Annotated in this window: 18 protein-coding genes; 14 read left to right on the forward strand and 4 right to left on the reverse strand. The window is 44.5% G+C overall.

Annotated features, from left to right (window positions below; translation table 11 throughout):
* Positions 1-152 precede the first annotated feature (152 nt).
* The 6 genes from iolC (at position 153) to P8F77_RS05735 (ending at position 6,318) form a co-directional block, all read left to right on the forward strand.
* Positions 153-1,169, forward strand: a complete 1,017-nt coding sequence (iolC, locus tag P8F77_RS05710) for a 5-dehydro-2-deoxygluconokinase (RefSeq protein WP_287518622.1) — start codon at positions 153-155, stop codon at positions 1,167-1,169.
* A 6-nt stretch (positions 1,170-1,175) separates the two neighbouring features.
* Entirely contained in the window at positions 1,176-3,113 is a 1,938-nt protein-coding gene (iolD, locus tag P8F77_RS05715; RefSeq protein ID WP_024728158.1) for a 3D-(3,5/4)-trihydroxycyclohexane-1,2-dione acylhydrolase (decyclizing), read from the forward strand.
* Positions 3,114-3,128: 15 nt separating this feature from the next.
* Positions 3,129-3,914, forward strand: a complete 786-nt coding sequence (locus tag P8F77_RS05720; protein ID WP_024728157.1) for a 5-deoxy-glucuronate isomerase — start codon at positions 3,129-3,131, stop codon at positions 3,912-3,914.
* Positions 3,915-3,951: 37 nt separating this feature from the next.
* Entirely contained in the window at positions 3,952-5,103 is a 1,152-nt protein-coding gene (locus tag P8F77_RS05725; protein ID WP_024728156.1) for an iron-containing alcohol dehydrogenase, read from the forward strand.
* A 167-nt stretch (positions 5,104-5,270) separates the two neighbouring features.
* Positions 5,271-5,588, forward strand: coding sequence for a hypothetical protein (locus tag P8F77_RS05730; protein ID WP_347256409.1), 318 nt, complete (start codon positions 5,271-5,273; stop codon positions 5,586-5,588).
* A gap of 157 nt (positions 5,589-5,745) precedes the next feature.
* Positions 5,746-6,318, forward strand: a complete 573-nt coding sequence (locus P8F77_RS05735; protein WP_330625644.1) for a PD-(D/E)XK nuclease domain-containing protein — start codon at positions 5,746-5,748, stop codon at positions 6,316-6,318.
* Between the two features lie 21 nt (positions 6,319-6,339).
* On the opposite strand, the gene P8F77_RS05740 is transcribed toward P8F77_RS05735, so the two are convergent.
* On the reverse strand, positions 6,340-6,729 hold the full coding sequence (locus P8F77_RS05740) for a tautomerase family protein (RefSeq protein ID WP_024728151.1): 390 nt from the start codon (positions 6,727-6,729) through the stop codon (positions 6,340-6,342).
* A gap of 263 nt (positions 6,730-6,992) precedes the next feature.
* Between P8F77_RS05740 and P8F77_RS05745 the strand changes: the two genes are divergently transcribed.
* Complete coding sequence (locus tag P8F77_RS05745; protein WP_024728150.1) at positions 6,993-7,739, forward strand: electron transporter; 747 nt, start codon at positions 6,993-6,995, stop codon at positions 7,737-7,739.
* A gap of 12 nt (positions 7,740-7,751) precedes the next feature.
* Positions 7,752-8,732 carry an electron transfer flavoprotein subunit alpha/FixB family protein gene (locus tag P8F77_RS05750; protein ID WP_034549674.1) on the forward strand — a complete coding sequence of 327 codons (981 nt, stop codon included), beginning with the start codon at positions 7,752-7,754 and terminating at the stop codon, positions 8,730-8,732.
* A gap of 40 nt (positions 8,733-8,772) precedes the next feature.
* Here P8F77_RS05750 and P8F77_RS05755 read toward each other — a convergent pair whose 3' ends face one another.
* Genes P8F77_RS05755 through P8F77_RS05765 form a run of 3 tightly spaced genes read right to left on the reverse strand, consistent with a single transcriptional unit; the run spans position 8,773 to position 12,464 of the window.
* On the reverse strand, positions 8,773-10,080 hold the full coding sequence (locus P8F77_RS05755) for a GntP family permease (RefSeq protein ID WP_024728149.1): 1,308 nt from the start codon (positions 10,078-10,080) through the stop codon (positions 8,773-8,775).
* Positions 10,081-10,106: 26 nt separating this feature from the next.
* The gene (locus P8F77_RS05760; RefSeq protein ID WP_009288833.1) at positions 10,107-11,666 is read right to left on the reverse strand and encodes a CoA-transferase; all 1,560 of its coding nucleotides are present in this window, start codon (positions 11,664-11,666) and stop codon (positions 10,107-10,109) included.
* Positions 11,667-11,687: 21 nt separating this feature from the next.
* Positions 11,688-12,464 (reverse strand): enoyl-CoA hydratase-related protein, encoded by a 777-nt coding sequence (locus tag P8F77_RS05765; RefSeq protein ID WP_009288832.1) that lies wholly within the window; start codon positions 12,462-12,464, stop codon positions 11,688-11,690.
* 308 nt (positions 12,465-12,772) lie between these two features.
* On the opposite strand from P8F77_RS05765, the gene P8F77_RS05770 reads away from it, so the two are divergent.
* The 6 genes from P8F77_RS05770 to hcp all read left to right on the forward strand — a co-directional run bounded on the left by P8F77_RS05770 (position 12,773) and on the right by hcp (position 19,206).
* Complete coding sequence (locus tag P8F77_RS05770) at positions 12,773-13,915, forward strand: acyl-CoA dehydrogenase family protein (protein WP_287518635.1); 1,143 nt, start codon at positions 12,773-12,775, stop codon at positions 13,913-13,915.
* Between the two features lie 216 nt (positions 13,916-14,131).
* Entirely contained in the window at positions 14,132-14,545 is a 414-nt protein-coding gene (locus tag P8F77_RS05775; RefSeq protein ID WP_270431400.1) for a MarR family transcriptional regulator, read from the forward strand.
* Between the two features lie 503 nt (positions 14,546-15,048).
* Positions 15,049-15,534: a hypothetical protein gene (locus P8F77_RS05780; RefSeq protein WP_024728145.1), complete on the forward strand. Its 486-nt coding sequence runs from the start codon at positions 15,049-15,051 to the stop codon at positions 15,532-15,534.
* Positions 15,535-15,560: 26 nt separating this feature from the next.
* The gene (locus P8F77_RS05785; RefSeq protein WP_287518640.1) at positions 15,561-16,829 is read left to right on the forward strand and encodes a M18 family aminopeptidase; all 1,269 of its coding nucleotides are present in this window, start codon (positions 15,561-15,563) and stop codon (positions 16,827-16,829) included.
* Positions 16,830-16,843: 14 nt separating this feature from the next.
* Positions 16,844-17,521, forward strand: coding sequence for a YoaK family protein (locus P8F77_RS05790; protein ID WP_009288828.1), 678 nt, complete (start codon positions 16,844-16,846; stop codon positions 17,519-17,521).
* A 92-nt stretch (positions 17,522-17,613) separates the two neighbouring features.
* Positions 17,614-19,206, forward strand: a complete 1,593-nt coding sequence (gene hcp / locus P8F77_RS05795) for a hydroxylamine reductase (protein WP_022261140.1) — start codon at positions 17,614-17,616, stop codon at positions 19,204-19,206.
* Positions 19,207-19,320: the final 114 nt, after the last annotated feature.

Raw genomic sequence — 19,320 nt, forward strand, 5'->3', positions numbered from 1 at the left:
TTTTTATAAAAAGTGCTTGCACATAAATGGCGTGCGTGATACTATAAGCACATAAGTAAAGCACATAAAACGCATTTGAAAAAAGCAAAGAAAATAATAAAACACGCAAATAACACGCAATGTGCGTGGAAAACAAAACTGAGGTGAAAGTTATGAAGTATGTTGAATTTGACCAGACAAGACCAATGGATTTAGTACTCATCGGAAGGGTAGCCATCGATTTTAACCCGGTAGATTATTTCCACCCGTTATCTGAGTGCACTACCTTCAAGAAGTATGTGGGAGGATCTCCGGCAAACATCGCAGTGGGGATCACGAGACACGGAAAGAAAGCTGGATTCATCGGCAAAGTTTCTGATGACCAGTTTGGAGAGTATGTAGTGGATTTCTTTGATAAAGAAGGGATCGATACATCCCACATTACAAAATGTACAAACGGAGAAAAGCTTGGACTTACCTTTACAGAAATCCTCTCCAGGGAAGAGAGCAGCATCTTAATGTACCGTAACTGCATCGCAGACTTACAGTTATCTGTAGATGACATCGATGAGGAATACATAAAAAACACAAAGGCGATCCTGGTTTCCGGAACAGCATTGGCACAGAGCCCATCCAGAGAAGCAGTGTTAAAAGCAGTGATGCTTGCCAAGAAAAATGATACAAAGATCATCTTTGACATCGATTATAGAGAATATAATTGGAAAAATTCCGATGAGATTTCAATCTACTATTCTTTAGTAGCCAGAGAAGCAGATATCATCATGGGATCAAGAGAAGAATTTGACCTGACAGAAAAACTGATAAAACCGGGCAGAACAGACAAAGAATCTGCACAGGCCTGGAACAATGAAAATGCAAAGATCGTTGTCATCAAACATGGCAAAAAAGGATCTACGGCATATACCAATGACGGAAATGACTATTCAATCAAACCGTTCCCGGTTGAGGCATTAAAAGGCTTCGGAGGCGGAGACGGATATGCATCTGGCTTCTTATATGGAGTATTTGAGGGATGGGATATGATCGAGTGTCTGGAATTCGGAAGTGCGGAAGCGGCCATGATGGTGAGAAGCCATTCCTGTTCTGAGGAACTTCCAAACCCTCAGGAAGTCAAAGACTTTATCCGCGAAACAAAAGACAAATATGGCGAAATGATTGCGAGAGTATAGGAGGATATGAAAATGAGTACAACCAGAATGACAGTAGCGCAGGCCCTTGTAAAATTCCTTGACAATCAGTATGTGGAATTTGACGGGGAAGAGACAAAATTTGTAGAAGGTTTCTTCACAATCTTCGGACACGGGATCGCCGTTGGTCTCGGAGAGGCACTGGACAGCAATCCTGGGAGCTTAAAGGTTCTTCAGGGAAGAAATGAGCAGGGAATGTGCCATGTGGCGACAGCTTACGCAAAACAGAACAGAAGAAGAAAGATCATCCCTTGCGCATCTTCTGTAGGACCTGGAGCGGCAAACATGGTGACAGCAGCGGCTACAGCCACAGTGAACAATATCCCGCTTTTGGTAGTGCCCTCTGACACATTTGCCACAAGACAGCCGGACCCGGTGCTCCAGCAGTTAGAAAAGAGCGATAGTCTCTCTACAACAACAAACGACGCATTCAAACCAGTTTGTAAATATTGGGACAGGATCATCCGCCCGGAACAACTGATGACAGCCATGGTCAACGCTATGCGTGTTCTCACAGATCCGGCAGAGACAGGCGCTGTGTGCATCGCACTTTCTCAGGATGTAGAAGGAGAATCTTATGATTTCCCTGATTACCTGTTTGAAAAACGCGTACACAGGATCACCAGACCTTGCGCGGTAAAAGAAGAGATTGAGGATATAGTAAAAGTTATTAAAGAAGCTAAAAATCCGTTAGTGATCGTGGGTGGAGGTGTGAAGTATTCAGAGGCAGGAGAAACTGTAGAAAAGTTCTGCGAAGACTTTAACATCCCGTTCGGAGAGAGCCAGGCAGGAAAAAGTGCCTGCAAGTCAAGCCACCCTTACTGCTTAGGAGGAATCGGTGTCACAGGAACTCTGGCTGCAAATACGATCGCTGAGCAGGCCGATGTAGTCATCGCAGTGGGAACCAGACTTTCAGACTTTACAACAGGCTCCAAAGGACAGTTCAAAAACCCTGATGTAAAAATGGTAACCATCAACAACAACAAATACCATGCATATAAAATGGATGCAGTGAAAGCTGTCGGAGACGCAAAAGTGACAGTAGAAGCTCTTTCTGCCAGTCTGAAAGAAGAAGGATACAAATCTGCTTACACAACAGAGATCAAGGACGCAAAGGCAGCCTGGGATAAAGAGATGGACCGCCTTGCAAACATTGAATATACAGGTGATGATTTTGAGCCGGAGATCAAAGCGAGAGATCCTCGTACGATTCCTGAATTCGTAAAACTTACAGGGGGACTTATCACTCAGACTGCAGCATTGTGCAAGATTCGTGAGGTCATTGATGAAGACGCTAATATTGTGACAGCAGGGGGAAGTCTTCCGAGCTGTATGCAGAGAATCTGGACTACAGACAAACGAGGCGGATATCACGCAGAATACGGATATTCCTGCATGGGATATGAAGTGGCGGGAGCGCTCGGCGTAAAGATGGCAGAGCCTGAGCATGAATCCTATGTGGTTGTGGGGGATGCCAGCTTCCAGATGCTCCACAGTGAGATCATGACAGCAATGCAGGAAAAACAGAAGATCAACATCCTCGTATTTGACAACTGTGGATTCGGCTGCATCAACAACCTTCAGATGAATCATGGAGTGGGAAGTCTTGCAACAGAGTTCAGATACCGCGATGAAAACAATGAGATCAAGGGCGATCTGATCCCGGTTGACTATGCAAAAGTCGGTGAAGGATACGGACTTAAGACATACAGTGTAAGAACGATCAAAGAGCTTGAGGAAGCATTGATCGATGCTAAGAAACAGGACGTAGCCACATTGATCGACCTGAAGGTCATTCCGAAAACAATGACAGATGGTTACAAATCATGGTGGAACGTAGGTATTGCGACAACTTCTGTGAAAGAAAGCGTGCAGAAAGCATGTGAAGGAGTATTGGAAGGCCGCAGAAACGCAAGACAGTATTAGAAAAGAGGTATGACAATGGGTAAAGTATTCGGCTATCCTGAGTTTGATGCAAACGGGGAAAAGGTTTTAACAACATATGACAATGATTATAAAGAAATGCTGATGGATATCCGCGTCTTCCGCTTAAAAGCGGGAGATGTGAAGACCTTCTGCAAAGAAAAAGAGGAGACCGCGGTTCTTTTACTAAAAGGGGATGTCGTATTCTCATTTGATGAAACTTCCAGGGAAGTCACAAGAAAAGATGTATTTACAGAAGGACCCTGGGCAGTACATATCTGCACAGGAGCCAAAGTCACAGTGGAAGCAAAGGCAGACTCTGAAATCTTGGTACAGTCCACAATGAATGACCAGACATTTGAGAGTAAACTGTATGCGCCGGAAGATGCTCCTTGGGGATACTCCTGTGTAGGAAAGTTCGGAAATGTTGCGAAACGCCGTGTCAATACCATCTTTGACCATGACATTGCACCATACTCCAACATGGTATTAGGTGAAGTCTTAAATGACCGCGGAAACTGGTCAGGATATCTTCCTCACAGACATCCGCAGCCGGAAACTTATTACTTCCTGTTTGACCATCCGGAAGGATTCGGGGCAAGCTTTGTGGGAGACCAGGTATTTAAGAGTACAGACGGAAGCTTTTCAGCGATTCCAGGGGGAGAACTTCATCCTCAGGCAGTGGCTCCGGGATACCAGATGTATACTTGCTGGATGATCCGTCATCTGGAAGGGAACCCATGGCTTCAGACAGACAGAAATGAAGATGAACGCTACGTTTGGCTTCATGACGCAGAATTCTAAGATAGAAAATCATAAGAAAGTATAGGAGGATAAGAACATGGCAAGAGAATTTATCGCGCCGGGCCAGATTTATACTGGTGAGGGTGCACTGGATATGGCAGAAGGAAAGTTAGGAACTCTCGGCAAAAAAGCGCTGATCGTCACAGATAAGGTGATGGTCGAGCTTGGAAACGCAGCAAAGGTAGAAACTGTTTTAAAAAACCAGAACATTGAATATGTGATCTACAGCGAGATCAACGGTGAGCCGACCGACACAATGATTGAAGACGGACTGAATCTTTACAAAGAAGAAGGATGTGACTTTATTGTCGCTCTCGGAGGCGGCAGCCCGATTGACTCTATGAAAGCAATCGGTGCACTGGTAACCAGCGGCGGACAGATTTCAGATTACATGGGAAAGATTATCACAGAGGAAACACCGACACTTGTTGCAATTCCTACCACAGCGGGTACAGGTTCTGAGGCAACTCAGTTTACCATCATCACAGATACAAAAAATGATATCAAGATGCTGCTCAAAGGCGCTGTTCTAATGCCGGATCTTGCCATCATCGATCCACAGTTTACAATGACTGCACCTCCTAAGATTACTGCGGCTACAGGACTTGACGCCCTGACTCATGCGGCAGAGGCTTATACATCAAAGCTGGCACAGCCATTATCCGATACATTTGCGCTTTCTGCTATTAAAAGGATCTTCAAATATCTTCCGGTTGCATTCAAAGACGGAAAGAATGTTGAAGCCAGAGAACAGATGTCAATAGCAGCACTGGAAGCAGGAATTGCATTTAACAATGCATCCGTGACCTTAGTCCACGGAATGAGCCGTCCAATCGGTGCTATGTTCCATGTGGCACATGGACTTTCCAATGCCATGCTGCTGAAGGAATGCTTTATCTATGCGCTGGACGGGGCTTATGACCGTTTTGGCGAGCTTGGCAAAGCGATTAACGTGGCGGCTGAGACTGACACAGACCAGGCAGCCAGTGAGAAATTCCTTCAGGCAGTTGTGGATATCTGCGATGAGCTTGAAACTCCTTCCTTAGAGGAATATGGAATCAATAAAGAAGAATTTTTCGGTGTGATCGACAAAATGGCCAACGATGCCATGGACAGCGGAAGCCCGTCCAACACAAGAAAAGCCATCACAGCGGAAGATGTCAAAGAAATTTACCGCAATCTGTGGTAATCACAATGTAGTAAGTACGTGCGTTTAACGTACTTAAATATAGATCAATGCAGATTTATGCCACTGAAACTCCTAAAAATAAAAACAATAAGAATACCCCGGGCCAAACCCTCCAATACCTGGCTCAAAAATGAATTGTTATTGTGTAATATCTGCATTACAAAAGTATGGACCTTTTTTCTCCTGGGTCCATACTTTTTTATTTCTTTCCGGTTGTGATCGGATATAATAGTGCCGGGAAATTCAAGCTGAGCCCATATTTAGGAATGATGATCGGCGCAGCATTATGCTATCCAACGCAGTGCTTTATCAGGCGTTTTAGTGGGCGGATTGTGACAGGTAATAATGGTATGACGGATATCGGTTTGGAAGTATTGACGTATACTGTCCGTGGGCTGTCATTAGTTATTGTGACGAGCTGGGGGCAGACAAAACGGCTGTTCCGAAAGATTACTGGTCGAACACAAGCGGCAATGATGTTGTGAGAAATTTTATTGGCGAGAGATTGAAAGGCTTGTTGCGGGAGAAGCAGTATCAAAAGAACTTCATCAGGAACTAACCTATAAAGAATTGTATGATTCCATAGATAATATCTGGAGTGTTTTATTTACCACAGGTTACCTGACACAGCGCGGGAAAGCAATGAGTGATACTTTTCAGTTAGTGATTCCCAATATGGAAATCCGTAAGATATTTACAAGGAAGATTATAGAACTGTTTAAGGAAAATGTATGTAAAGGTGGAGAGACATTAAATATATTCTGCAAAGTGTTGAAAAATGGTGATGCCAGGGGTGTAGAAAATCAGTTTACAGAATATTTAAAGAAAACAATTAGTATTCGGAATACATTTGTAAGAAAACAGACAAAAGAAAATTTTTATCGCGGCATTCTGTTGGAAATTTTAGGATTTAAAGAGACGTGGAGTGTAGCGTCAAACAAGGAGTCAGGGGATGGCTATAATGATATTCAGGTTGAGATTGATGACGAAGAAGTTAGAATTATTATTGAAGTTAAATATGCCCATGACGCTGATCTTGATGCTGAATGCAGGAAAGCATTAGAACAGATTGAGAAAAATAGATATGCAGACAGGCTCTTAGCAGATGGGATGCAGAAGATTTTAAAATATGGCATTGCATGTTATAAGAAAAACTGTAAAGTTATAATCAAGAGATTTCTATTCAATGATACCGGCCAACAGTTTAATTGTTGACCGGTATCATTTATAAAATAATCAAAGTTCTCCGGTGAGGAACTGTGCCTTTCCAAACCCAAAACTCCAGTCCGCATCCCCGTTTTCCACGATGGAGACAAGAAGATCCTGGGGGTTGATCTGGCACCGGTCTTTTAACCGCCGGCAGAGCAGAGTATAGAGCAGTTCTTTTTTATCCCGGGTTCTCTGTTTGCTTGTGACCCGGATGACGATCTGGTCCTTTGTCCGTTCAAATCCAAGGCCTGTGTCTAACAGGATCATCTCTTCCGGTTCATGCTGATTTACAATCTGATAGCGGTCGCGCTCGGGGATTTCAAAGGCCTCAACAGCGCACTGATGGATCGTGTCCAGAATATTTTTAAGTCTCGCTTTATCGTTTTGTTTTAACAGATCTACTTGAATTAATGGCATAATAGATTCCTTTCTTTCTATGATTGACATATAAAATGAATGGTGATATTATAACAGTAAAAATTAATTAGCATACGAACTAATGGGATGCAAACTAATTTGTATGGTTATCATAGTATACCTTATCGCGCGGAGCGCGTCAAGCCCGAAGGGCATAAAACACGGGATGCCCTTTTGGGTACAGCATTTTTGAAGAGTCAGCTTTAATTTATATTAAAGAAATTTTTACAAAATATTACGTCGGTGAAGGGAGTGAAACCAATATGAGGATCTTAGTGTACTTAAAAGAAATACCTCCGGAGGAAGAGCGGGATCAATACCAGGATACAGAAGGCCTCAATGACAGCGATAAAAATGTCCTGATGGAAGCTCTGAATCTGAGGGATGAAGAAGGAGGAACGGTGACAGTCATGACCATCGGACCGTCCAGGGCGGAAAAGACGGCAAGAGAGGCATTGACCTGGGGCGTTGACCGGTCGATCCTGGTTTTACAAGGAAGGAACGGGACAGGGAATGTCCGGAAGAGCGCCAGGCTGCTTGCAAGAGCCATAGAGGCCGAAGGGGCATTTGACATTGTGTTATGCGGCAGGCAGGCTCTCGACGGAGATGCGGCACATATGGCGGCTATGACGGCATTTTTTCTAAAGATCCCTCTTATTGCGTATTCCAGAAGAATAGAAGCAGCAAATGGAAAGCTCTATAACTGGTGCATGTCAGAGAATGGGACAGAACAGACAGAGTGCAGCATGCCGGCACTGGTTCTTTCAGTGAAGGAGAATCAGAAAATAAGGCATCCGAATGTTGCAGATATTATGTCAGCCTATGCGGAAAGTACAGCCATTCCCGTTTTTGGAACAGGACAAAGTGAGACCGAAAGGATGATCCAAAAGGTCAGAGAATATACACCAAAAGAAACGCCGAAGAAAAGAAAGCTGCTGGATGGGAAAGATGAACAGGAATTGGCAGAAAAGCTGTATCAGGTGCTGAGAGAGCAGGACGTTTTGGAGTAGAGGGAGAGTCGTATGGAGAGATCAAGAAAGATACTGATCATTGGAGAAATACAAAATGGGAAGCCGGTTCCGGTGACATTGGAGTTGATAGGAGAGGGAAAGAGGCTTGCGTCTTTTACGGGCGCCAGACTATTTCTGGCAGTTGCAGGCAGCGGGATCCGGGGAATCTGCAGGGATCTCCTTCGGTATCCGGTGGACAGGATCATAGCGATGGATCATCCAAGATTGGAGCCTGCACAGCTGGAGGTCCACGGCAAGGTGATGGAAGTCATGATCCGGGAACAAAAACCAGATATTGTTCTGGGAGGAGGGACCTTATTTGGAAAGACGCTGATCCCCTCTGTGGCAGCAGCTCTTGGAACAGAAGTTATGACAGATGCCGTCGGCCTGGATATCGACAGAGAGACAGGAAGGTTACTTGCCATAAAACCGGCCTTTGACGGGAAGCAGATGTCAGTAGTGTCAATGCCTGAGGCTGAGGTACAAATCGCTTCTGTAAAGCCTGGAGTCTTTCAGAAATCTGATGAGACGGACAATAAAAAAGGGAACATTACTATGATTCCGGCAGACTGGCTGGAGGATATCAAAGAGCAGAAAAAAACTCTGGATTTTATTTTTGAAGGAGATCAAAAGATTTGTCTGGAGGATGCAAAGATCATTGCTGCCGGAGGACGGGGGCTGAAAGGGCCGGAAGGGTTTGAACTTCTGAAACGGTTTGCCGACCGCATCGGCGCTCAAATGGGCTCCACAAGACCGTGTGTGGATGCAGGGTGGACCCTGCCGGAGCAGCAGATTGGCCAGACCGGTTCCATTACGAAACCGGATCTTTATCTGGCATTTGGGATTTCCGGTGCAATCCAGCATATGACCGGAGTCCGGGCAAAGACTGTGATCGCAGTCAATAACAACCCGAATGCTGCTATTTTTCAATACTGTGACTATGGAATCGTGGGGGATGCCCAAAAGATACTAAAAGAATTTCTCGAAAATTAAAAAGAAGATCCGGTATTTCACGGATCTTCTATAGATAAGTTTATAATCCAAAAGAAGCTAAAACAATAAATATTCCGCAGGATATAAATGGTATGATAATCTGCGTAACCGCAATATCCCAGTAAGCTTCTTTGTGGGTCATTTTACAGATGCCGAGCAGTGTGATCTGCGCTCCCTGATGAGGAAGCGTATCTAAAGTACCGGCTGCGATGGCAGAAATCCTGTGTACATAAGGCAGAGGGATTCCCATTTTAATATAGGTAGACTTCAAAGCATTAAAGGCAACCCCCATACCGCCGGAAGCAGAACCGCAGGCTCCTGCACAGACAGCCACGGTGATCATTACAAACACCAGAGGCGGCATGCTCATATCTTTCAGAGCGGCAACCAGGTCGGTAAAGCCCTGGGTCTTCTGGACTACGCCTCCGAAACCGACAACAATTGCGGTATTTAGAATCGCAACGCCGGAGTCAGAAGCACCTTTGTTGAAAACGTTGATCCATTCGTTGATTCCCTTGATCCTGTTAAACATCAGAATGGTTGCCAGGGCGACACCTGCAAATACAGACGTTTCCACAGGGAGCTTCACGATGTTGAAGAGCACCAGAATGAGAACGATCGGAAGAACGGCGATGGCAACGTGAGGAAGACTTTTATCTTCATCGATGGCCATCTCTTCTTCACTCAGCTGATATTTTAAGGACTTATCGATGAAACGATATCCCCTTTTTGTAAATTTTCTTGCGCGCATTTCCAGCCAGACAAAGATCATGGCAAACATAGCCACGGTCGTAATCAGGGATGGTACAAATGCGGCTGTTGCCGGTGTACCAAGGTTATCCATGGCAATGACATTCTGAATAGAAGGAGAGCCGGGACCGCTCATGGACCAGGTCCAGCATCCGGCAGAGATTGCCGCCGGAATGAGCCTTCTCGTAAGGTTCGCCTCTTTGAAAAGATTCAGTGCGATTGGATAGATAACAAAGAATACAACGAAGCCACTGACTCCTCCAAAAGTCAAAAGACCGGTGATGATCATGATGATCGGTGCCACGAACTTCCCGCGGCAGAGGCCTGCGATCGCTCTGGCAATCGATTCTGCGGCTCCAGTATACTGGTAAACAGAACCAAAAAGTGCGCCGACAAAGAAGACAAGGAAATACTTTGTCACATAGTCGGATGCTGCAGGCATAAATGCGTTTTTCAGCGAGTCCAGGATTGGAAGCCTGGAGCAGATGACCACGAAGATCGTGACAAGCGGAGCCAGGATCAAAGCACTCATCTGTTTAAATGCCAGAACTCCGAACAGGACAATCGCCAGGACTAAGACTAAGATTTGTAAATTCACAAAAACCCTCCTTTATTTGTGGATTGTTAATCGTGTTTCAGGCCCATCAGCTCATCTCTGAAAATTCTTTCATCCATGAGTTTTGGCGTACCGTCCATTTTAGGAGTGAATCCCATATGGTCGATGATCTGTGTCTGGATATCGATGCCGGGTGCAACCTCTGTCAGATAGACACCGTCTTTTCTGAGTTCAAAGACAGCGCGCTCTGTGATATAGAGAACCGGCTGGCCGACTTTATTTGCGTATTCGCCGCTGAATGTGATCTGTTCTACCGTGTCCAGGAACTTATTAGATTTTCCTTCCTGATCAATGATAAGCTTTCCATCTTTTACAGACGTTTTTAAACCGCCGGCAGTAAAGGTTCCGCAGAAGTAGCAGCGTTTTGCATTCTGAGTAATGTTTACAAATCCGCCGCAGCCTGCAATCCTCGGACCGAACTTGCTGACGTTGATGTTTCCGTCTTTATCTGCCTGTGCAAGGCCTAAGAATGCATAGTCAACTCCGCCTCCGTCATAGAAATCAAACTGGTACGGCTGGTCTAAAATACATTCGGGATTGACGGAACCTCCAAATTTGGCTCCTCCCTGAGGCACGCCGCCGACAGGCCCAGCCTCTACGGTCAGAGTCATATAATCTCCGATGCCTTCCTCATTGGCAACCATAGAGATATATTCAGGAATACCGATTCCTAAGTTGACCACGGTATTTTCCGTCAGTTCCATGGCAGCTCTCCGGCCGATGATCTTTTTTGCGGAAAGAGGAGGATATTCAAGGCTGCTTAAAGGAATACGGAAGTCTCCGGTCATTGCACCGTCATAGTCACATCCTACACACTGTTCGTGGTCTTGCATATTTTCCACTTCCACGACTGCATCCACATAGATTCCGGGGATCTTGACTAATTTTGGATCTAAGGTACCGTCTGCGACGACCTTTTCCACCTGCACCACAACTTTTCCGCCGCTGTTCTTCACTGCCTGAGCCATGGTTGTGACTTCTGTTGTACAGCATTCATGGGAAAGTGTCACGTTGCCGTGCTCGTCAGCATATGTACCCCGGATGAATCCGATGTTCAGCGGAAAAGATTTATATAGTAATTTATCTTCTCCTAAGATTTCTACCACATCTACGATGTCCTCGGTCGTAATGTCATTTAATTTGCCGCCTTCAATGCGCGGGTCGGCAAATGTATTTAATCCCACATGAGTGATCACGCCGGGTTTGTGACCGGCGATGGCACGGTAGAGCTGTGCCAGAGTGCCCTGCGGCAGATTGTATCCTTCAATTTTGTTATCAAGGACCAGCTGTCCAAGCGTCGGGACCATGTTCCAGTGTCCGCCGATGACACGTTTGGTCATTCCTTCGTGGGCAAAATGATCCGCACCGCTTCCGTCACGGTTTCCCTGGGCAGCAGCGTAAAATAAAGTCAGGTTTTTCGGAGAACCGGTTTCCAAAAATCTTTTTTCCAGAGCTTTTGTAAGGGCTTCCGGCATTCCGCTGGCAACAAATCCGCTGGTAGTGACGGTTGTATTATCTTCTACCAGGGCAGCGGCCTGATCTGCTGTAATAATCTTAACTTTTCCCATAGTTTTTCTCCTTCATTTATTTTAGAAATCTTTTAAATCTGCTTTGCGTTTTTCAAGAAATGCAGTCATGCCTTCTTTTTTATCTTCCGTAGAAAATGCGAGTCCGAATAAATCTGCTTCTAATGTAAGTCCGCTGCTTAAATCGGTGTCCATGCCTGTGTTGATCGCTTCTTTTGCAAGAGAGATTGCATAGCTTCCTTTGGACATGATCTTAGCTGCCATCTTTTTGCAGTAATCAATCAGTTCTGCCTGAGGAACTACCTTGTTTGCAAGTCCGATCCTGTAAGCTTCTTCGGCATCGATCTGGTCACAGGTAAAGATCAGTTCTTTTGCACGTCCTTTTCCGACTAAGCGGGAGAGACGCTGTGTTCCTCCGAATCCCGGGAGGATTCCGAGTCCTGTTTCCGGCTGTGCGAATCTTGCATTTTCTGCGGCTACACGGATATCACAGGCCATGGAGATCTCACATCCGCCTCCGAGAGCATATCCATTGACAGCGGCGATCGTTACCTGAGGCATTGTCTCTAATTTAAGGAATGCTTCCTTTGCCAGCAGACCCATCTGTCTTCCTTCCGCAGGAGTGGCATTGACCATTTCAGAAATATCGGCTCCGGCTACAAATGATTTTTCTCCTGATCCTGTAAGGATAACGACTCTGATGTCCTTGCGGCGGGAGATCTCGGAAAAGCACTGGTCTAATTCTGCTAATGTCTCACTGTTTAAGGCATTTAAAGATTTTGGTCTGTTGATTGTAACTACTGCGATCTCGTTTTCTACTTCCATTAATAAATTGTTCATTCTAAATCCTCCTTGAAATGACATATACATTACACTTAATCAGCTCTTGTTAGAAAATTAACATATTGGCGTGCAAATATTTAGGATACAAAATATTATTTATGCTTCTAATATGGACTATATTTGCATGTTTGTCAATGGTTTATCAATATATTTTATTTAAATTGTATAATTCTATAAAAGATTATAAAAGTTTATTGACAATATGCACAAGTGGTGATATATTTAGCTTACAAAATATTAGTGTGCAAATATAGGGAAACAAAATGGTAAATTTATGTTAAGTTTGGTGAAAGGAGTGATTATTTATGAATTTTGAATTAACGGAACAGCAGGCAGCCATTCAGGAGACAGCAAGAAACTTTGCTCAGACAGAGTTACAGCCGGGAGTGCTCGAGAGAGATGCCAACAGTGAATTTCCGGTAGATCTCTATAAGAAGATGGGAGAACTGGGACTGATCGGACTTCCTTATCCGAAAGAAGTCGGAGGCCAGGGAGCCGATTACCTGTCTTATGTATTGGCAGTGGAGGAGATCTCTAAAGTAGATGCTTCTGTGGGTATTTCTTATTCTGTATCCACTTCTTTATATGGAGGAAGCATTATGAACTCTGACGCTCCGGTCGAGAAAAAGAATGAATTTCTGGCGCCGATATTGTCCGGACAGCACTTCGGATCTTTCGGACTCACGGAACCAAATGCGGGATCTGATGCGGGCGGATGTGTAACCGTTGCTGAAAAAGACGGGGATGAGTACATATTAAACGGTATGAAGTGTTTCAATACGAATGGACCTTTAGCCGATTATACGGCAGTATATGCCCTGACGGAACCTGAGAAAAAAGCCAAGGGACTGTCCTGTTTCGTGGTGAAGAAAGGAACTCCCGGATTTTCAGTGGGCAAAGTGGAAGACAAGATGGGAATCCGTTCCGCGCAGGTTTCAGAGATGATCCTGGAAAATGTACGGGTGCCGGCAGAAAATATGATCGTTCCTTCCGGAGACGGATTTAAACTGGCTATGAAGACTCTGGACGGAGGCCGTATCGGTGTTGCCGCACAGGGACTTGGAATTGCAGAAGGTGCATTTGAGATTGCAAAAGAATACTTAAAGACGAGAGAGCAGTTCGGCAAACCATTATACAGGAACCAGTATCTTGCATTTAAGATGGCGGAACTTGAAATGGAAATTGACGCTGCAAAGCTCATGCTTTATAAAGCTGCTACCGACAAACAGGAAGGAAGACCATATTCTATTCCGGCCGCAAAGGCAAAATACCTCTGTACAGAGGCGGCAATGCATGTGACAACAGAGGCGGTGCAGATGCTGGGAGGAAACGGTTACATGAAGGGATACCATGTAGAGCGCATGATGAGAGATGCCAAGATCACTCAGATCTACGAGGGAACCAACGAGATCCAGAAACTCGTGGTCAGCGGAGCGATTTTCAGATAGTCTGTTTTTGGAATATGAATCCTAAGTTTTCAGGGATGTCAATTATGGCATCCCCTTTTCATGCTTTACAAGGATGACTTTGCTTTAGGATAAAAGCCTTAAAATTATAGTATGTTTTCTTGACAGAAGTTTTTGTAACAGATATGATGAAATATATAGTATGCAAACAGTTTGAAGTGTTTGCATGTAGTTTTGTGTAGGAGGGAAAAGGAACGGATGGAATTGAATCAATGTATCAACTATCTTTTGACCACTGCCCAGCACGCGGTGTTTCAGGAGATGAGCGCACAGCTCTCTAAATTTGACGTGACTCCGGTACAGTACGGTGTTATGTACTGTCTTTGGGTGAAGAAGAAAAACAGCCCGAAGGAGATCGCAGAAGAACTGAGGCTGGAAAACTCTACGATCTCAGGTGTTCTTGAGAGAATGGAGAAAAAGGGATTGATCAAGAGAAAAGTCAGCAAAGAAGACCGGCGTTTTGTAGAGATTATATTGACTGATAAAGGGAATGACTTGGAAGAACCAATTCTGGAAACAGTGGAAGAGGTCAACAGGATCGTGTTGAAAGATATGGGACAGCAGGAGCAGGAAGCGCTGAAGACATCCTTAAGGCATCTGGCTGGGATCTGAGCTTTAAAGATTTTATAACGAAAGAATATGCAGCAGAAAGGAGCCTTTCTGGCTGCTATTTTTTTGTTATAAAATATTATTAGATTATGTTTATGAGGATTAGATTTAATGGTAGTTGATATAGTTATATATATTGACAAGATGAATTTGAAGGAATATAATAACATAAATTATAAAAAATAGAATTATATTGAAAAATTATAAAAAAGGAGGAAATAATAAAAATATGAAAGAGAATCTATTATTTCCAGTAATTTATATATTGGTATTATTTTTGAGTGTTTATTTTCAGTATCATATATCTTCAAAAAATATCAAAAAGGGGAGAATTATCCCCTTTCTTTTAATTGCATTTATCGTTGTTATTTGGATTACAAATGGTTTTGACGTAATGAAGTGTTTACCTGTATCTATAATTTTAGGATTTATCTGTATTATCAATATCCTGATATGGATTTTTTCATATCATAAATACTGAAACCATTTTTGAAGGAAAGTACACTTTGAAAGATGGGGGAGCTACAACGATTACGCTTAAAGATGAAAAGGAACACGAACTATTATCAACGGGATCATATACAAAAAATACTATACGAACGAAAAAATTTGGAAACAGGATGTTTACAGCAATTGTTGTTGTTGAACATAAACTTTATCCGGACTCTAAGCTTCATCTTAAATTTCATTATTCCATTGGAAAATACGGATTAAGGGCAAGATATGCCGAATCAGGTTCTGATTCGTTTGGAGTAGTCACGGTGTCAGAAGGGACACCTAAAATTACTGACAAATATGCTCAAAAAAACGGTAATGATATTAATGCTGTTTGCAGTTATAAAGTAAGTATTTCATCAATATTATTAAGACCCATTATGATAACTCATAAGGGTCTTTTTTCTTTATATGGATGTGCAGTCATAATGAAGGTTCGACACACCTTTCTTTTCATTCACTGTTTTGCTAAAATAGATAGAAAAGATTTCATATGACAGATAAGTTGAGAAGGAGGCAGAACATGTCAGATCAGATTAACCGGCAGCTGTTTAAGTTTATTGAAAAAAGTCCGTGCAGTTATCACGCTGTGGAGCAGATCAAAAAAGAGTTGACCGAAAATGGATTTCTGGAACTGAGAGAGCAGGAGGCCTGGGAAGTAGAAAAGGGCGGTAAGTATTTTACCAGCAGAAACGGTTCTTCTTTGGCTGCTTTCTGCGTACCGGAGAAAAAATTAAAAGGGTTTCATATTACCGCGTCCCATACGGACTCACCTGCTTTTAAGATAAAAGAGAATGTGGAATTACAGGCGGAAAAGCATTATACAAAACTGAACACTGAAAAATATGGGGGAATGCTGATGGATTCCTGGCTTGACCGTCCACTTTCTGTGGCAGGAAAGATCATCGTGAGAGACGGGGAAAAACTTACGGAAAAGCTAATTCATATAAAGAAAGATCTCTTAATGATCCCAGGGCTGGCAATCCATATGAAAAGAGGAGCAGAGGATGACACACTGAATCCCCAGATTCATATGCTTCCCGTCTTCGGAGACCAGACAGCCGAAAAGGCATTTATGCGGACAGCTGCATCCGAGGCGGGTGTAAATGAAAAAGATATCCTCGGTACAGATCTTTACCTATACAACCGGATGCCGGGAACTGTATGGGGAGCAAACGGCGAGTTCATGTCGGCACCGAGGCTCGATGACCTTCAGTGTGTATTCGCATCTTTGCAGGCTTTTGTCAACAGTGAGGGAAAAGAGTATATGAATGTCTTTTGTGCATTTGACAATGAGGAGGTCGGCAGCGGAACAAAACAGGGAGCCGGATCTACATTTTTAGAAGATGTCTTGTGGCGGGTAAATGAGGCGCTGGGGAGAACCGGGGAGCAGTACCGGATGGCCGTGGCGGAGAGCTTCATGATCTCTGCGGACAATGCTCATGCGGTGCACCCAAACCAGCCCGGAAAGGCAGATCTTACGAACCGGCCGTATATGAATGAAGGAATTGTGATCAAGTACAGTGCCAATCAAAAATATACGACGGATGCATACTCCGGTGCGAGGATGAAACATATCTGCGAAATAGCCGGAGTCCCTTATCAGACCTTCCACAACCGTTCAGACTTGCCGGGAGGCTCAACTCTCGGAAATATTCTGACGGGCAGTGTATCGTTAAAAGCCGTGGATATCGGCCTTGCCCAGCTTGCCATGCATTCTGCCTATGAGACGGCAGGAGCCAGGGACACAGAATATATGATCAGGGCTCTTCAGGAATTTTACTGCGGTTAAGGGAGGCAGATTCAGTGAAACAGCATAAGAAAATCCAGATGTCCGAGGCTTTTCAGCTGGGTGCCGTTTTGGCAGTTGTCGGGGGATTTCTGGATGCGTACAGTTATCTTTTCAGAGGCGGAGTGTTTGCCAATGCCCAGACCGGAAATATCGTACTGCTGGGCATCAGCCTGCAAAAAGGAAAGTGGCAGGGGGGTGTCCATTACGCCATCCCTATTCTGGCCTTTGCGGCCGGAGTCATTGTGGTGGAACTCATCAAGAAGTATTTTAAACAGCATCCAAAAATCCATTGGAGACAGATCATTGTCATGATCGAAGCGGCGATGATCTGCCTGGTTGCCTTTATCCCTTCGGGAGAAGCGGATATGATCGCCAATGTGATCATTTCTTTTGTCTGTGCCATGCAGGTGGAGACCTTTCGAAAGGTACACGGAAATGCCTATGCGACGACCATGTGCACAGGAAACTTAAGAAGCGGAATGGAAATCCTGTTTAAATATTTCCAGACGAAAGACCGGGAACTGCTGAACAGGAGCCTGAAATACTTTGGGATTATTTTGTTTTTCATAGTAGGTGCGGCAGCAGGCACGGTGGCAGGAAATGTGCTTTCTCACAATGCCGTTCTGATCTGTTCTGCACTTCTTCTGGCAGTATTTTTCATGATGTTTATGGAGACAAAGAAAATTAATTGACAAAGTGTTGAATATCCAACAGATTTTTAAGGCTCACTCCTGTATACTCAAGGAACAAACTCAAATATAAGAAATTTCAGGAGGATAGAGCGATGGATAAAAAGATGTTTTGCTTTCAGTGTGAACAGACGGCAGGATGCAGCGGATGTACAGGAGCAGCAGGGGTCTGCGGGAAAGATGCAGAGACTTCAGAACTCCAGGACCGGTTGACCGGAGCTTTGATTAGCCTTGCCCGTTCCACAGAAGGGAGCCGGCCTTTGGACAGTACGGACAGGGCCATGCTGTCTGGCTTGTTTACGACAATAACCAATGTAAATTTTAACCCGGAGACGATCCGGCAGCAGATCGGCCTGGTGCACAGGGAGAAGGAAAAATTAGTGCCTTCCTGCGGGGAATGTTCCTCACCCTGCGGAAGAAACGATGACTATGTGATGAAAAAACTCTGGGAGGAGAAGGAAGACATACGGTCCTTAAAATCCCTGATCTTGTTTGGATTGAGGGGAATGGCAGCCTATGCTTATCACGCCATGGTGCTGGGCTATTCGGATCAGACGGTAAACCGGTTCTTCTATGAAGGCATGGCATCCATAGGCTACGATCTTCCCAAAGAACGGCTTTTATCACTTGCACTGAAGCTTGGAGAAGTGAATTTACAGTGTATGGAACTTCTCGATAAGGCAAACACAGAAACATTTGGGAACCCAGAGCCTGTATCCGTTCCTTTTAAGGTGGAAAAAGGACCGTTCATTGTCATAACGGGACATGATCTTTACGATCTGAAACTTTTGCTGGAGCAGACGGAAGACAAGGGGATTAATATTTATACACACGGGGAAATGCTCCCGGCCCATGCTTACCCGGAACTTAAAAAGTATCCGCATCTGAAAGGCAATTTCGGCACTGCGTGGCAGAACCAGCAGAAAGAATTTGACCATATCCCGGCTCCGGTGCTGTTTACGACCAACTGTCTGATGCCGGTAAAACCGTCCTATGCAGACAGAGTCTTTACGACGGAAGTCGTCTCCTATCCGGGAATGGTTCACATCGGTGAGGACAAAGATTTCACCCCGGTGATCGAAAAAGCGCTGGAACTGGGAGGGTATGCAGAAGACAGAGAATTTACAGGAATCAACGGCGGCAGCAGCACGGTGACCGGCTTTGGGCACAATACAGTACTGTCTGTGGCAGATACGGTCGTGGATGCGGTGAAAAAGGGCGAGATCAGTCATTTCTTCCTTGTGGGAGGCTGCGACGGGGCACACAAGGAGCGGAGTTATTACACGGAATTCGTAAAACAGACTCCGAAAGACAGCATCATCCTGACGCTGGCCTGTGGAAAGTACCGGTTCAATGATATGGACCTGGGAGAGATCAGAGGACTGCCCCGGATCATGGATATGGGACAGTGCAATGACGCATACAGTGCCGTCAAAACAGCCCAGGCTCTGGCAGAAGCCTTTTCCTGCGGGATCAACGACCTGCCGCTGACCCTGGTACTGTCATGGTATGAACAAAAGGCGGTGTGTATCTTGCTGACTCTTCTTTATCTCGGCATGAAGGATATTTATCTTGGACCGAAACTGCCGGCATTTTTATCACCGGGCGTACTGGATATGCTGGTAAAGGAATACCGGATACATCCTGTTTCAGACCCGGAAAGTGATCTGAGAGAAATACTGGGTTAATGATTCAATACTTTTTCATAGAAGGAAGATCTTTATCAAGGGATCTTCCTTCTGTTTTTTTACCAACATTTAACATGATGTTCAAATGAATTCAAACTTTCGGTGATAGACTTG

This window comes from Anaerostipes sp. PC18, assembly GCF_039789045.1.
Classification (GTDB): domain Bacteria; phylum Bacillota; class Clostridia; order Lachnospirales; family Lachnospiraceae; genus Anaerostipes; species Anaerostipes hominis.

Excerpts from the sequence above, each read along its gene's own strand:
- iolC (WP_287518622.1), top strand. The coding sequence starts at position 153 with ATGAAGTATGTTGAATTTGACCAGACAAGACCAATGGATTTAGTACTC.
- iolD (WP_024728158.1), top strand. The coding sequence starts at position 1,176 with ATGAAAATGAGTACAACCAGAATGACAGTAGCGCAGGCCCTTGTAAAA.
- P8F77_RS05720 (WP_024728157.1), top strand. The coding sequence starts at position 3,129 with ATGGGTAAAGTATTCGGCTATCCTGAGTTTGATGCAAACGGGGAAAAG.
- P8F77_RS05725 (WP_024728156.1), top strand. The coding sequence starts at position 3,952 with ATGGCAAGAGAATTTATCGCGCCGGGCCAGATTTATACTGGTGAGGGT.
- P8F77_RS05730 (WP_347256409.1), top strand. The coding sequence starts at position 5,271 with ATGGACCTTTTTTCTCCTGGGTCCATACTTTTTTATTTCTTTCCGGTT.
- P8F77_RS05735 (WP_330625644.1), top strand. The coding sequence starts at position 5,746 with ATGAGTGATACTTTTCAGTTAGTGATTCCCAATATGGAAATCCGTAAG.
- P8F77_RS05740 (WP_024728151.1), bottom strand. The coding sequence starts at position 6,729 with ATGCCATTAATTCAAGTAGATCTGTTAAAACAAAACGATAAAGCGAGA.
- P8F77_RS05745 (WP_024728150.1), top strand. The coding sequence starts at position 6,993 with ATGAGGATCTTAGTGTACTTAAAAGAAATACCTCCGGAGGAAGAGCGG.
- P8F77_RS05750 (WP_034549674.1), top strand. The coding sequence starts at position 7,752 with ATGGAGAGATCAAGAAAGATACTGATCATTGGAGAAATACAAAATGGG.
- P8F77_RS05760 (WP_009288833.1), bottom strand. The coding sequence starts at position 11,666 with ATGGGAAAAGTTAAGATTATTACAGCAGATCAGGCCGCTGCCCTGGTA.
- P8F77_RS05765 (WP_009288832.1), bottom strand. The coding sequence starts at position 12,464 with ATGAACAATTTATTAATGGAAGTAGAAAACGAGATCGCAGTAGTTACA.
- P8F77_RS05770 (WP_287518635.1), top strand. The coding sequence starts at position 12,773 with ATGAATTTTGAATTAACGGAACAGCAGGCAGCCATTCAGGAGACAGCA.
- P8F77_RS05775 (WP_270431400.1), top strand. The coding sequence starts at position 14,132 with ATGGAATTGAATCAATGTATCAACTATCTTTTGACCACTGCCCAGCAC.
- P8F77_RS05785 (WP_287518640.1), top strand. The coding sequence starts at position 15,561 with ATGTCAGATCAGATTAACCGGCAGCTGTTTAAGTTTATTGAAAAAAGT.
- hcp (WP_022261140.1), top strand. The coding sequence starts at position 17,614 with ATGGATAAAAAGATGTTTTGCTTTCAGTGTGAACAGACGGCAGGATGC.